Raw genomic sequence first — 13900 nt, 5'->3', positions numbered from 1 at the left:
AATGCTAGAGCTACACGAAAATCTAAAAAAAATCCTGCAAGCAAAGAATTTAGAAACTTTCTATAGCGAAATTTATGGACAAAAAATTTTTGTTTACGTGGGATTAAATTTGGAAACTTGGCTTTTTAACGATGAAAAAATTTATAAACTTCAAGATGAAGAATTTAAGCTTTCTAGCATAGAAGAATTTTCAAATTTTATTAAATCCATTTTAGAAGATTTTAAAGTACAAAATACTCATTTTCAAAACCTTTTAGAGCACAAAGAAGGTATTATCTTAAAAGGTGGTTTTGTTAAAAATTTTTACAAAAAATCCTTTGTGTTAAGACAAAAAATCAACAAAAATCTAAAGCAAATTAATCTTCTAAGCGAAGCTTTCAATCTTTTGCTTAGTGAACAAGCACAATACAAAAAACATTTAAAAATTTTAAATTTATCCATCGGCATCTTAAGTAAAAACACCAAAGAACATCTAGCAAGAGTTGATACTCTTTATACATTAACAAGTGCAATTAAAAATGAAAAAATGAATAAAAGTATTTATCTTTTAAGTATACTTTCTTCTATTTTCTTGCCTTTAAATTTGATCGTAGGATTTTTTGGAATGAATACTAATAATCTTTTTTTCAAAGATAGCCCTTATGGCACACTTTATATTTTTTCTTTGATTTGCTGTATTTTGATTGTAGGTTTTATATTTTATCATTCAAAAAAGACTAAAGAATTTGATTTAGATGAAGGTAAAAAAGCTAAAAAACAAACAAAATAAGCAAAATTTTGCTTATTTTAAGAATATTTATATATAATTTTAACTTATTTTTGCGCTCATAGCTCAGCTGGATAGAGCATTTGATTGCGGTTCAAAAGGCCAGAGGTTCGAATCCTCTTGAGCGCACCATATTATTTATCTTCTTTAATTTTTCTTTTAGCTAATCCCATATGCTCGTAAGCATCAATTTCTTTTTTGTAAGATCCAGAAATTTTCTTAAGTTCTTTATTTAAGTAACTGACTGTTTGTGCACTTGCATTAATATTTGTAGCCAAAGCAGAAACAAATTCTAGTTTCTTTTTTGTTGCTTCATCTAATTCTTTAGAAGTTTTTGAACCAAGTTTATGTGTCTGCACATAAAGTTTGGCAAGTTCTTTTAATTCAACATCTGTTAGCTTAACATCGGAAGCAGCAATTATCATTTTATCTAAGTCTGTATCAATTTTTTTAGTCTTTTCAGCTACATGCTGCTTTTGGCTAGTTTTTTGCTTTTTAACTGTTTTTTTGCCATCACTTGTAATAAGATAAGCAATTATGCCTAAAAACAATAAAAGCGCTAAAGCAGCACAAAAAATAACCAAAAAAATATGGCTCATTTACAGTTTGCCTACAAAATTTCGATTCCTTCTTGCAAAAAGAGCTAAAACCACCATCAACGCAAATCCCCAATAAACATAATTAGGAATTTGAGCCGCTTCGCCTGCAGCGTAAGAATGAAGTCCTGTTAAAAAGTAATTTACTCCAAAATAAGTCATAATAATAACCCAATAAGCAAACATACTCCATAAAGCAAACACAAATTGATTACAATATTTTGGAATCATTCTAAGATGCAAAATTGCTGCATAAACCAAAATACTAACCAAAGCCCAAGTTTCCTTAGAATCCCAACTCCAATATCTCCCCCAACTTTCATTTGCCCAAATTGCACCTAAAAAATTTCCTACAGTAAGCAAACAAAGTCCAAAAATCATTGCCATTTCATTAATTCTTGTAGCCTCTGTAATATTTCTCAAAATATTAAGATTATATTTTCCATCTTTCTTAAGAAAACACATTAAGAACAGTGTAAAGATACCAAGTAAGGCACAAAGTCCTAAAAATCCATAACTAGCAGTAATAACGGATACATGAATACTAAGCCAATAAGAATTGAGCACTGGAACAAGATTTGTAATTTGCGGATTCATTTCGCTTAAATGTGCAACCATTAATACAACACCGGATAAAATAGAAGTTAATGACAAGGCTATAGGACTTTTTCTAGAGAAAAATATACCCGACAAAGACAATGCCCAAGCTATATACACCATACTTTCATAGCCATTACTCCATGGAGCATGACCTGATAAATAAGCACGAAGTCCAAGACCTAATGTATGAATTACAAAAGCTAAAACATTTAAAACATATACCACTTTAAATATAAAAGAGATTTTTAAATTCGGTATGACCATTTTAGAAAAAACAAGAATCAAAAGTAAAAAACCCGCAATTAAATATACAGGAGCGAGTTTAACGAAAATTTCAGCCTTATTAGAAAAAATTTCCATTTCAACCTTGGTTTTACTAGGCATGACTTTATATCCTATTTTTTCTTGATATTCTTTGATAAATTTCAAGCCTTCATCAGCTCTAGTCCAATTGCCATCTTTAAAAGCATTTTCCACGGCACTAAAATAATTCTGTATTAAAGCCCAAACGATATGCCCTTCATCCCCCTTAAGAGTAGTTACAGCAGAAAAAGGTGCAAGCCAAACATTATTTGGATTATTTTGAACAGGAATAAATTTAAATAATTCACCACTAAAAACTAAATTTACAACATTAGCTCTTTCATCTAGTTTTATAATTTCCTTATCAAAAACTCCTCTTGCATTTGGGTTTTTACGATTTGCATTTTCAACATATTTTTGAAGTTTATAGCGATTATTCTCATCAAAGAAATCTTTATAAGAAATATATTTAGCGCTAGGAATTTCTAAAATATTTGCAATAGCATCACGAACTGCTTGATTTTGTGGCATTAAAATAAAAGGTTCCATTTGCCATTTATTTACATCAACAAGCATGGAAAGCATAACAGCGTTAGAATTTTGACCCTTATAGCTATCGCTTTGATGAATTTTTTCTAAAATTTCTCTTGATAGCGTATCAAAAGGCACCATTCTTCCATCTGCTGATTTTTGAACTATTAAAGTAGCAAGAGCTTTAGCATGATTAGTATTTACCACAGGTAAGGTTGAATTTAAATCTTGAGCAAAAGTCTTTTCAGAACCAAAAGATAGCAATAAAATAAAAATAATCACACTTGTATGTTTTAAAGTGTCTTTATTGATTAATCTTGCCAAAGTTCTAAATCTAGAATGAGGATTTAAAAAATTCATAAACATTCCAAGACAAAGCAAAAAATAACCTATATAAGTTGGTATTTTGCCTGGATCTTTATTTACAGATAAAACAGTCCCTTTTTCATCTTGATCATAAGAACTTTGATAAAATCTATAGCCATCATAATCTAAAACATTATTCATAAAAATTCTATAATCAAAATTTTCATTATTATTTTTTACAGTAATTTCACTTGCATAAGAAGCTGGAGACATAGAACCTGGATAACGATCTAATACAAAATCTCTTAAATAAATATCAAAAGGCAATTGTTCATAAGAAAGCGCCCAAGAAATAAAGAATTTTTGACCTGCAAGTTCTATCATAATAGGTTTATTATATTCAAAAATATAAAATTCTTTACTTTCATTTTTATAGCTTAATTCTAATTTTAAAGCATTAGAGCCAGTTAATTCTAAGTTTTTATTCTCATTGCTTAAGGCAAAATCTTTAAAATGCAACAATAAAGAATTTTTCCAATTTTGAGGCTCGCCAAAAGTAGAAATCAACATAGTTCTACCCACTTCCAACCAAGCAGATTTAAACCATAACCAAAAACTTTCATCTTGAGGTCTATTGGAGCCTTCTAAAGCTTCTTGCGCATGCAAAGAAGCAGCTTTAACTACAAAACTAATATCATTAATTTCATAAAGCCTTCTTTCCTTAGCATTTGCCTTTTCTCCAATTTTAAGGTCTAAATTTTGTCCATCTAACATACTTAGAAAATGTAAGTTTTCACTTGAACTTAAAGTTAAATTTTCGTCAATTTTTACAAAAGGTGCTTTAACATTATCATTCATAAAAGCAAAGTTAACCCCTTCTATATTCTTAACTTCACCTTTTTCAAATTTAACATCAACACCTTGAGATCCTTTTTGAGAAAGCATTAAAACCAATAAAGGATCAGAATTATTATTTTCTTTATAAGTATAATGAGCATTTAAGATTAAATCTTTATATTTTAATACAGCTTGATCATCACCTAAATTAAGTTTTAGTTTAAAAGAATTAGCAAAAGGCAAATTTCCTATATAACGATCATTAACCGCACTATAGCGTTCTCCATCTTTTATAGCAGAAATACGCAAAGAAGTCTTAGAACTTTCTATAAGTGAATTTTGAGTATGCTCTCTAATAGGTAAAATACCTTCAAAACCAGCATATCTTGTCATTGCAGAACCCACTAAAATAAATAAAAAAGAAATATGAAAAATCATTAAAGGCAATTTTTTAAGCCCAAACATTTTATAACGAAACATCCCGCATAGTAAATTAATACCAAGTAAAAGTTGTATATATTCAAACCAAAAAGTATCATAAACCATTGCCCAAGCCGTAGGAGTTCCATAAGCACTTTCAATAAAAGTTGCCAAAGCACAAAAAAGCGCAAAAAGCAAAAACAATACAACCGAAACTCTTAAATCCCCTATGCTTTTTATTATATTTTTCATTCTTTTTCCTTTAAATTTTAAAGCCCTAAATATTTCTTTCTAATCTCATCATCACCTATTAAATTTTTAGCCTCGTTTTCCATTACAATGCAACCATTTTCCAAAACATAAGCATAATCACTTATTTTTAATGCAGAATAAGCATTTTGCTCTACCAAAAGAATAGTTATACCCTCTTCTTTTAAACGCACAATAATATCAAAAACTTCACCCACAATCTTTGGAGCAAGTCCCAAAGAAGGCTCATCCAACATCAAAAGTTTTGGTTCACTCATTAAAGCCCTTGAAATCGCAAGCATTTGCGCTTCCCCTCCACTCAATGTTCCAGCTAAAGCATGCTTTTTGCTTGCAAGTCTTGGAAAAAGTTTATACATTTGCTCTCTTAAATGCTCATAATTTTCAGCATTATTAAAAGCACCTATTTTTAAATTTTCCTCTACGCTTAAATTGATAAAAACACGCCTTCCTTCAGGAACTAAAGCTATACCTTTTTGAACTAAAGTATGAGTTAAATGCCTTTTAGTATCATAACCTAAGAAATTAACCTCACCAGTTCTTTTAACTGAGTTTAAAAGCGCATTTAAAGTTGAAGTTTTACCTGCTCCATTTGAACCTATAAGAGAAACAATATGACCTGTTTCCACTTTAAAATCAATCCCTTTAACAGCTTCAATTAATCCATAATAAACATGCAAATCTTTAACTATTAGCATCAAAATCCCCTAAATACGCAGCAATTACTTCTTTATGATTTACAGCATCGCAAAGTTTACCTTCAAAAATTGTTTTTCCATAATCAAGCACCAATACGCGATCACACAATTTATTTACAAATTTCATATCATGCTCTATAAGTAAAACGCTAATTTTATAATCTTTTCGTAATTTAAAAATGAGCTCAGCAAGTTCATCGCTCTCAGAGCTATTCATCCCAGCGGCTGGCTCATCAAGCAATAATAATCTTGGCCGAGTAGCCATTGCTCTTGCAATCTCAACTTTTCTTTGTTGTCCATAACTTAAGCTAGTAGCCTTTTCATGAACAAATTCTGCAATACCAAGTTCTTCTAATATTGCATAAGCCTTCTCTTTAAATACTTGTTCTATTTTTCCAAAACGTCCTAAATGCAAAAAGGCTTCAAAAATATTATATTTCATTTGTTTATTAAAACCAATAAGAACATTTTCAAGCACATTCATACTTGAAAAAAGTCTAATATTTTGAAATGTTCTAGCTATTCCTAAATGCACAATTTTATGAGGTTTTAAGTGATCAATTCTTTCTCCTAGAAATTCAACCGAACCTGAACTAGGTTTATAGTTACCTGTTATAATATTAAAAAGAGTTGTTTTACCAGCCCCGTTAGGTCCAATTAAAGCAAAAATTTCACCCTCATTGATTTTAAAAGAAGTTTCATTGATAGCCCTAACACTACCAAAACTTTTTGAAATTTGTTTTAGTTCCAAAATCATTTTTTACTCCTTTTAAAACGCTTTTTAATCCCTCTAACCACATCACTCAACTCATAATAACCCATTATACCTTTTCTTGCAAAAAGCATTACTAAAATCAGAACAATAGAAAAAACAACCATTCTAAGTCCTGGTGTTGATTGGATATCAAGATTTAAAGAATCTATTTTTATATTTAACTCATCTAAAAATCTAAGCCACTCACTTCCACCAATAACCAATATCGCACCTATAATAGCACCTGTAGTAGAACCAAGTCCACCCAAAACAATAATAATCAAAAGCTGAAAAGTAAGTAAAAAATCAAATTGAGTTGGAGATACAGTAGTCAACAGACAAGCTAAAAGTCCTCCACCTACACCTTCTAAAAATGCCGAAGTGCTAAAAGCTAAAGTTTTTATCCAAAAAGTATTTATTCCCATAGCACTTGCAGCATCTTCATCATCTCTTATAGCCTTCATTGCACGACCATATTTAGAATAAACTATATTTAAAATTAAAATAACCGCTACAATAGCAATACCACCCGTCCAATAGATCGTGGAAAATTGTGGAATGTCTACCAGTCCTCTTGAGCCATTAGTAATAGAAGGAAAATTAATAGCAGCTATTTTAATAATTATTCCAAAGCCTAAAGTTACAATAGCTAAATAATCCCCTCTCACGCGAAATACAGCAAAAGCCAAAATCAGGGCAAGTAAAGATGAACAAATTCCAGCTACAATTAAAGCTAGAATAAAGGAATTTGAATGGATAGCTAAAATAAAAGAACTAGGACCATCTAAAAAAAACTGATCATTTTTCGCATCAGCACTTAAAAGAACTAAAGCAGCCGCATAAGCTCCAATCGCAACAAATCCATTGGGCTCTAGTGAAAATTGTCCAGTTACACCATTAATAAGGTTGTAACTCACAGCCAAAATAATAAAAATAGCAATTTGATTAACAATATTTAATCCATAGTCCCCAAAAATATAAGGAGAAATGAAAATAAAAATAATTGAAGCAATCAAAAAGATTAAATGCGAAACCTTAATTTTAACCATCATTAAAACCTACTCTTTTCAAAATTTATACCTAAAATTCCCGTAGGTCTAAATAACAATATAAACACCAAAAAAATAAAAGCAAATGCATCTTTAAAACCTGATAAATCTGGAAAAAAAGCCACAACAACAACTTCAGTAAATCCTATAATAAGTCCACCTAAAACTGCACCTACTACAGAACCTATACCTCCTAAAACTGCAGCAGCAAAAGCTTTCAAACCTATTAAAGTTCCCATAGTAGGTTCGACAGAGTAATAATTTGCGGCCCAAAAAACACCCCCAACTGCTGCCAAAGCTGAACCTAGGGCAAAAACTATAGCAATAATACGATTTGCATCTATACCCATTAAATTTACTGTTTGTATATCAAATGCCAAAGCACGAATAGCTATACCATATTTGCTTTTATATAAAATCCATAACACTGCTATTAAAATAACAAATGTAAGAGCAGGAACCATTAAAGAACCATAAGTTGTTATCACTCCATCAAAATTAACACTTTCCTCAAAATAACTTGGCGGTGTAAAAGTTCTAGGTGTTGAAGTAAAAAGCATATTAAAAAGATTTTGCAAGAAAAAACTAATACCAATTGCTGTAATCAACAATGAAATTCTAGGAGCCTGTCTTAAAGGTTTATAAGCAATTCTATCTGTAGCTATTCCAACACAGGCAGCAAAAATCATTGCTAAAGACAAAGCTCCTAGAAAAGGAACATTTAGATTAGTCATGCAAAAAAGAGCTGCATAAGCACCAACCATCATAATATCGCCGTGAGCAAAATTAATAAGTCTTAACACGCCATAAACCATAGTATAGCCAACAGCAATAAGAGCATACATACTACCCAAACTAAGCCCATTAACAAGTTGTTGTAAAAATAAAGTAGAATCCATAATCTTTCTATTTTTCCTTTAAGGATTGATAATATCTTTATAATTTTGCTTTTGATTTTTAATTTCTTTAACCACTACAGAACGAGTTGCATTTCCTGTTTGATCAATGCTAATAACACCAGAAACACCTTGATAATTTTTAGTTTGGTGAATTTTTTCATTGACGCACTTACTAGTAAGATTATCAACGCAAGCATTCATAGCATTTAGCATTACAAAATACGCATCAGCACCCATAGCCGAAAAATTTGGAACTTCTTTTGTTCCTTTAGCTTTTTCATAAACACTGATAAATTCTTTGCTTAATTTTGTAGTTGGATTATTAGCATCAAAACTATCTGTGAAAATATAACCCTCGCTTGCATCTCCAGCTAAACTAATAAAAGTTTGATCAGCAACTCCATCTGCAGAGCCCATAGGAATATTTAAACCTGCGAGTTTTGATTGTCTTACAAATAAAGAAGCTTCACTATAATAAAGCGGTAAAAAAATAAATTCTGGATTTAAACTTTTAACTTGAGCTACAATAGCTCTAAAATCTTTATCACCTGAATTAACTCTTAAAATTCTAAGAATTTGACCACCATTAGACTTGTACTGTTTTTCAAAAGCTTTTGCTAAACCTAAAGAATAGTCAGTGCTTTGATCTACCACAATAACAGCACTTTTGTAATTAAGTTTTGAAAAAACATATTTTGCTAAAGATGAACCTTGAAAACTATCCATAAAACATACTCGAGAAGAATATATTTTTTTATCAAGCAATCTATCGCCAGTTGCAGCAGGAGCGATCAATGGAATTTTATTATCTTCTGCTACGCGCATAACTTGCAATGTATTAGCAGTAACCATTTCCCCTATAAGACCTATAACTTTATCTTGAGAAATTAAACGATTTGCTCCACTCGAAGATTCTAATTTATCACCCTTAGTATCAATAATAGCAAGAGAAACCTTATCTCCATTACTTAAAGTTGATTGCATTGAATTTGCAAGTTTAATCCCTTCTAGTGCACTTTGTCCATATGCTGCAGTAGCTCCGCTAAGTGGTAAAACAACTCCTATTTTGACTTCCGCAGCACTTAAACTTAAACCTAGAATACTTGCTAAAATTAAACTTTTTTTCATTCTCTACCTTTATTTTAGTAATTATGGATTTATAATTGTTTTATAATTTTGTTTTTGATTTTGAATTTCTTTAATCACAACAGAACGAATAGCATTACCGCTTTCATCTATGCTAATCACACCACCAACAGCTTGAAAATCTTTAGTTTGATGAATTTTGCTATTAATACATTCACTGCTAAGATTATCAACGCAAGCATTCATAGCATTCAACATTACAAAATACGCATCAGCCCCCATAGCCGAAAATGCTGGAAGTTCTTTTGTTCCTTTAACTTTCTCATAAGCTGCAACAAAATCTTTTCCTAATTGTGTAAATGGATTGTTATAATCAAAACTATCAGTGAAAATTACTCCATTAACAGCACTCCCGCCAAGATCTATAAAAGTTTGATTATTAACACCATCTCCTGCTGCTAAAAGTTTATCAAAACCAATTTGTCTTGCTTGTCTCGCAATTAAAGCAGCTTCAGGATGATAAATAGGCATATAAACAAAATCAGGATTTAAACTCTTAAGTTGAGAAACCACAGCTCTAAAATCTTTATCTCCTGAATTAATAACAAGTTTTTTTATAATTTTCCCACCATTATTCTTAAAAGAATTTTCAAAAGCTCTTGCCAAACCTAAAGAATAAACATTGCTTTGATCTATGATGATAACAGCATTTTTAAGCCCTAAATCCTTAGATACATAAGTAGCAAATTTATCTCCTTGAAAACTGTCTTTAAAACAAACTCTACTTGCATATTTCTTTTTATCTAGCAATTTATCTCCAGATGCCACTGGAGCTATTAGGGGAATTTTTTTCTCTTCTGCTATAGAAATAGCTTGAATAGTATTTGGAGTTGTAGCTTCACCAATAATCCCAAGGACTTTATCTGTTGCTATTAAACGATTAACTCCGTTTGAAGTTTCAAGCTTATCTCCTTTTGTATCTATTGTGATAAGTTTAATAACATCTCCATTTGAAAGTTTTGGTTGTAGCTTATTAGCCAGTTCAATTCCGTTAAAAACATCTTGCCCATAAGCTGCCACAGTTCCAGTTAAAGGTAAAACTACTCCTATATTAATATCCTTAGCATATAAGCAATTTACCATAGTTAAAACACTTAAAGTTAAAGTTAGTTTTTTCATAGCATTCCTTTTAATTATAGTTTTTACATTTTATTTTAGAAATATATTATGTTTTGTTTTTTGCGCAGGTTCTTCTTCAAGAAGGTCTTTTACTTGCAAATCAAGCGCAAAATTTCCACCTTTAATATAAGCAATAATATTATCTATATCCTCGTGGCTTAAATTTCTAGCATAAAAAGCCATTTGAGAAGCTGTTGTAGAACTGCTACTATCAAGAGTATAACCTATCAAAGCTCCTTTAATATCCTCAGGAGACATATCTTTTAAAATTCTAGATCCTATAACACTCTTTTCAGCATTATCTCCATGGCAAGTATTGCATTTATTTTGAAAATACAAAGCCTTCGCTTTTTCCATATCATATTGCTTATTTGCATCAAAGGTATAAGTAAAAAATGATTTCAAGTTAATACCAAAAAGCGCAACAACAAATATTGAACTAATAAACAACCATCGTATAATCATGATTTTCCTTATTTTATTGTAATTTCCGTTTGTGTTTTATTTTGATATCTATGTGTTTTTTTGTTGTATTTTTTTTCTTTTTTAATATCATAGCGATAACGAACAGTCCCTGAAACTTCTATATCTTTAAAGACTTCATCTAACGGAGCTGCAAAAACAAAATGATTTAAAATCATACCAATTAAAAACATTTTTTTCATTTTTATTCTTTAAACACAAAAAACGATTATATCAAAAAAAGATAATCCTTGTTAATGACCACCTTTATGTAAAAAATAAAGTCCTACACAAAGAGCTAAAATCGATCCAGCAAGAAAAGCCATATCCACAGGAGTAGCAAATTTCATCTGTAAAACCCTTTGAAAGAAATTTACCACTAAGACCATAATGATAACTTTTGCAAGCTTGTCTTTTAATTGATCTAAGCTATGCACCTCTAAAACCTTGCTTTGTTTTGTTTGTTTAAATTCTTCTATTTCACTGATAAAAAGCTCATAAACTCCAAAAGAAAAAATAAACAAAACTAAAGCCATAAGATAAAGATCAACAGCTCCTATAATCAAAGCCACCACATCCTCATGCAAATCCACATTAGAACCTGCATCAAAAAAATAATTATAAGTATAAAATATAACTTTTAAAACATCATAACTTGCAATAAAAAACAATACAAAAGCTCCAATTAAACCAAAAATTACGGGTAAAATTGTAACAATACGACTTCTAACAAGTAAAGATTCAAATATTTTCTCTAACATTTTTTTCCTTATTTATTTTTTAATTCTAACCATTTTTGCGCAATACGCACAGCGTTTGTTGCAGCACCTACACGAATTTGATCTGCCACACACCAAAGATGGAGTATTTTTTTATCATACACATCAGCACGAATTCTTCCTACATAAGTTTCATTAGTATCGCTAGTCATTAAAGGCATAGGGTATTTTTTATTTTTAGGATCATCTATGACAACAACACTTGGTGCTTTTTCTAAAATTTCTTTAGCTTTTTTTACATCTATTTCTTTTTCAAAATGCATAGTAATGGCTTCGCTATGACTTCTTAAAACAGGCACTCTTACACAAGTTGCTGAAACTTCTAAATTTTTATGTAAAATTTTTTGAGTTTCATTGACCATTTTAAGTTCTTCTTTAGTGTAATCATTATCCATAAAAACATCAATTTGTGGAATAAGATTAAGTGCTAAAGTATAAGGAAAAGTTTGAGGTTCAAATTCATCAAGTTTAAAAGCAAAAAAACTTTGCATGGCTTCAACCAATTCTTGCATTCCTTCTTTTCCTGCTCCACTTGCAGCCTGATAGGTACTTACATCAACACGCTTTAAATTAAATGCATCATTTAAAGGTTTTAAAACTTGTACCATTTGTATAGTAGAACAATTTGGATTAGCAATAATCCCTGTTTTTTTCCAATCTTTAATATCCTCAGGATTGCATTCAGGAACCACCAAAGGAACATCTTTTTCCATTCTAAAATGACTTGTATTATCAATAACAACAGCACCCGATTCTACTGCAAATTTAGCATATTTTTCACTCACACTTCCACCTGCGCTAAAAAAAGCAATATCAATAGGATTTTCTTTAAATACATTTTCAGTAAGTTCTTTGACTTTATAAGTTTTGCCTTTAAATTCTACTTCACTACCTACACTTTTTGCACTTGCTAAAGGTAAAATACTTTCCACTGGGAAATCAAGTTCATCTAAAACATTTAAAAGCTCTTCCCCAACCGCACCAGTAGCACCCACAATGGCTATTTTTTGTTTTTTTAACATTACTTATCCTTTATTTGATATTTTTTAATTTTTTCATTTAAAATTTTTATATCCATACCTAAAATTTGAGAAGCTTGATCCTTGTCATAATCTACACTTAAAAGAACTTCACAAATCAATTCTTTCTCTAAATTCTTTACATCTTTTTTTATGCTTCTAGCTTCTAAGAACAAATCTTCACTTGAAATTTCATCATTTTCACTTAAAATACAAGCTCTTTGTACAACGGATATTAATTCTCTAATATTACCAGGAAAATCATATTCAAGTAAAGCATTTTTAGCTTCTTGGCTGAGCTGTTTTTCCTTAAAATCATATTCTTTACAAGTATCTTCTAAAACCTTTTGAGCTATACCTAAAATTTCTTCTTTGCGCTCTCTTAAAGGTGGGATATTAATAGGAACAGTGTTTAAACGATAATATAAATCTGAACGAAATTCGCCATTTTTTATTTTTTCATCTAAATTTGCATTAGTTGCACTGATAATTCTTACATCTATTTTGATGCTTTTCGTACTTCCAAGTCGCGTAATTTCTTTTTCTTGCAAAGCTCTTAAAAGTTTGGCTTGAATTTCATAAGGCATTTCGCCAATTTCATCTAAAAACAAAGTGCCCTCATTAGCCATTTCAAAAAGCCCTATTTTAGTTGCATTGGCATCAGTAAAAGCACCTTTTTCAAAACCAAAAAGCTCACTTTCAATCAAATTTGCAGGAATGGCTGCCATATTAATAGCAACAAAAGGCTTATTAGAGCGTTTAGAATGAGTGTGAATATAACGAGAAAATACCTCTTTTCCTACTCCACTCTCTCCAAAAAACATTACAGAAGCATCAGTTTTAGCCGCTTTTTGACTTAAATTTAATGTTTTTTCTAAATTAGGAGAAGTTGAAAAAAAATCTTTATTTTCTTCTTTTTTTTCATTTTTTTTGCTTTTTTTATCGGCTGTTTTTTCTCTTATGATTTTAGCACGCTTAATAGCCTCGACTAAAGTATCAACATCAAAAGGCTTGGTTAGAAAATCTTTTACTCCCAAACGAACCGCTTCTATAGCACGGCTTAAAGTAGCATTTCCTGTCATAATAATAAAATCATATTTATTTTCACAGGCTTTAACAAATTCTATGCCATCAATTCCTGGCATATTAATATCTGTAATAATCAAATCTGTATTCTCATCTATTTTTTTTAAAGCCTCAGTGGCAGATTTGTAAGATTTAATATTAAATTCTTCATACTCTGCTAATGCAATTTCTAAGGATTTACGCATATTAATATCATCTTCTACTATGACTAAATTCATCCTAAGCCTTTTAAAAAATTTCTGCTATAGTATCTAATTTGCGCT

Annotated in this window: 14 protein-coding genes and 1 tRNA gene; 2 read left to right on the top strand and 13 right to left on the bottom strand. The window is 30.4% G+C overall.

Features of this window, described 5'->3' with window-relative positions; genetic code table 11:
* The first annotated feature begins 1 nt into the window (after position 1).
* Together ELQ11_RS01965 and ELQ11_RS01960 are read left to right on the top strand one after the other, a co-directional pair.
* Positions 2 to 769: a magnesium transporter CorA family protein gene (locus tag ELQ11_RS01965; protein WP_052949354.1), complete on the top strand. Its 768-nt coding sequence runs from the start codon at positions 2 to 4 to the stop codon at positions 767 to 769.
* 52 nt (positions 770 to 821) lie between these two features.
* Positions 822 to 898 (top strand) — tRNA-Arg (locus ELQ11_RS01960).
* A 2-nt stretch (positions 899 to 900) separates the two neighbouring features.
* On the opposite strand, the gene ELQ11_RS01955 is transcribed toward ELQ11_RS01960, so the two are convergent.
* Genes ELQ11_RS01955 through flgR form a run of 13 tightly spaced genes read right to left on the bottom strand, consistent with a single transcriptional unit; the run spans position 901 to position 13855 of the window.
* Positions 901 to 1350, bottom strand: a complete 450-nt coding sequence (locus tag ELQ11_RS01955) for a hypothetical protein (protein WP_072223893.1) — start codon at positions 1348 to 1350, stop codon at positions 901 to 903.
* A gap of 15 nt (positions 1351 to 1365) precedes the next feature.
* The gene (gene ccsA, locus ELQ11_RS01950; protein ID WP_070252683.1) at positions 1366 to 4611 is read right to left on the bottom strand and encodes a cytochrome c biogenesis protein CcsA; all 3246 of its coding nucleotides are present in this window, start codon (positions 4609 to 4611) and stop codon (positions 1366 to 1368) included.
* Between the two features lie 17 nt (positions 4612 to 4628).
* A complete protein-coding gene (locus tag ELQ11_RS01945; protein WP_126219426.1) occupies positions 4629 to 5324 on the bottom strand; it encodes an ABC transporter ATP-binding protein in 696 nt (231 codons plus the stop codon).
* Complete coding sequence (locus ELQ11_RS01940; protein WP_126214207.1) at positions 5311 to 6081, bottom strand: ABC transporter ATP-binding protein; 771 nt, start codon at positions 6079 to 6081, stop codon at positions 5311 to 5313. Before ELQ11_RS01940 ends, ELQ11_RS01945 begins: the two co-directional genes overlap by 14 nt.
* Positions 6078 to 7130, bottom strand: coding sequence for a branched-chain amino acid ABC transporter permease (locus tag ELQ11_RS01935; RefSeq protein ID WP_126214209.1), 1053 nt, complete (start codon positions 7128 to 7130; stop codon positions 6078 to 6080). The genes ELQ11_RS01940 and ELQ11_RS01935 overlap by 4 nt, the downstream gene beginning before the upstream one ends.
* Positions 7130 to 8026, bottom strand: coding sequence for a branched-chain amino acid ABC transporter permease (locus ELQ11_RS01930; RefSeq protein WP_126214212.1), 897 nt, complete (start codon positions 8024 to 8026; stop codon positions 7130 to 7132). The genes ELQ11_RS01935 and ELQ11_RS01930 overlap by 1 nt, the downstream gene beginning before the upstream one ends.
* Positions 8027 to 8044: 18 nt before the next feature.
* Positions 8045 to 9154, bottom strand: a complete 1110-nt coding sequence (locus tag ELQ11_RS01925) for an ABC transporter substrate-binding protein (RefSeq protein ID WP_126214214.1) — start codon at positions 9152 to 9154, stop codon at positions 8045 to 8047.
* A gap of 21 nt (positions 9155 to 9175) precedes the next feature.
* Positions 9176 to 10291, bottom strand: a complete 1116-nt coding sequence (locus ELQ11_RS01920; protein WP_052949350.1) for an ABC transporter substrate-binding protein — start codon at positions 10289 to 10291, stop codon at positions 9176 to 9178.
* A 30-nt stretch (positions 10292 to 10321) separates the two neighbouring features.
* The gene (locus tag ELQ11_RS01915) at positions 10322 to 10756 is read right to left on the bottom strand and encodes a c-type cytochrome (protein ID WP_002853959.1); all 435 of its coding nucleotides are present in this window, start codon (positions 10754 to 10756) and stop codon (positions 10322 to 10324) included.
* A gap of 8 nt (positions 10757 to 10764) precedes the next feature.
* Positions 10765 to 10956: a mini-MOMP protein gene (locus ELQ11_RS01910; protein ID WP_002861753.1), complete on the bottom strand. Its 192-nt coding sequence runs from the start codon at positions 10954 to 10956 to the stop codon at positions 10765 to 10767.
* Positions 10957 to 11007: 51 nt separating this feature from the next.
* Complete coding sequence (locus tag ELQ11_RS01905) at positions 11008 to 11514, bottom strand: YqhA family protein (RefSeq protein WP_002852919.1); 507 nt, start codon at positions 11512 to 11514, stop codon at positions 11008 to 11010.
* A gap of 8 nt (positions 11515 to 11522) precedes the next feature.
* Positions 11523 to 12554 (bottom strand): aspartate-semialdehyde dehydrogenase, encoded by a 1032-nt coding sequence (locus tag ELQ11_RS01900; RefSeq protein WP_134225124.1) that lies wholly within the window; start codon positions 12552 to 12554, stop codon positions 11523 to 11525.
* On the bottom strand, positions 12554 to 13855 hold the full coding sequence (flgR, locus tag ELQ11_RS01895; RefSeq protein ID WP_002867162.1) for a fla regulon two-component system response regulator: 1302 nt from the start codon (positions 13853 to 13855) through the stop codon (positions 12554 to 12556). The genes ELQ11_RS01900 and flgR overlap by 1 nt, the downstream gene beginning before the upstream one ends.
* Positions 13856 to 13900: the final 45 nt, after the last annotated feature.

The organism is Campylobacter sp. US50a (assembly GCF_004379015.1).
GTDB lineage: Bacteria > Campylobacterota > Campylobacteria > Campylobacterales > Campylobacteraceae > Campylobacter_D > Campylobacter_D jejuni.
The sequence above is the reverse complement of the archived record's forward strand: the minus strand, read 5'-3'. Positions and strand labels throughout refer to the sequence as shown.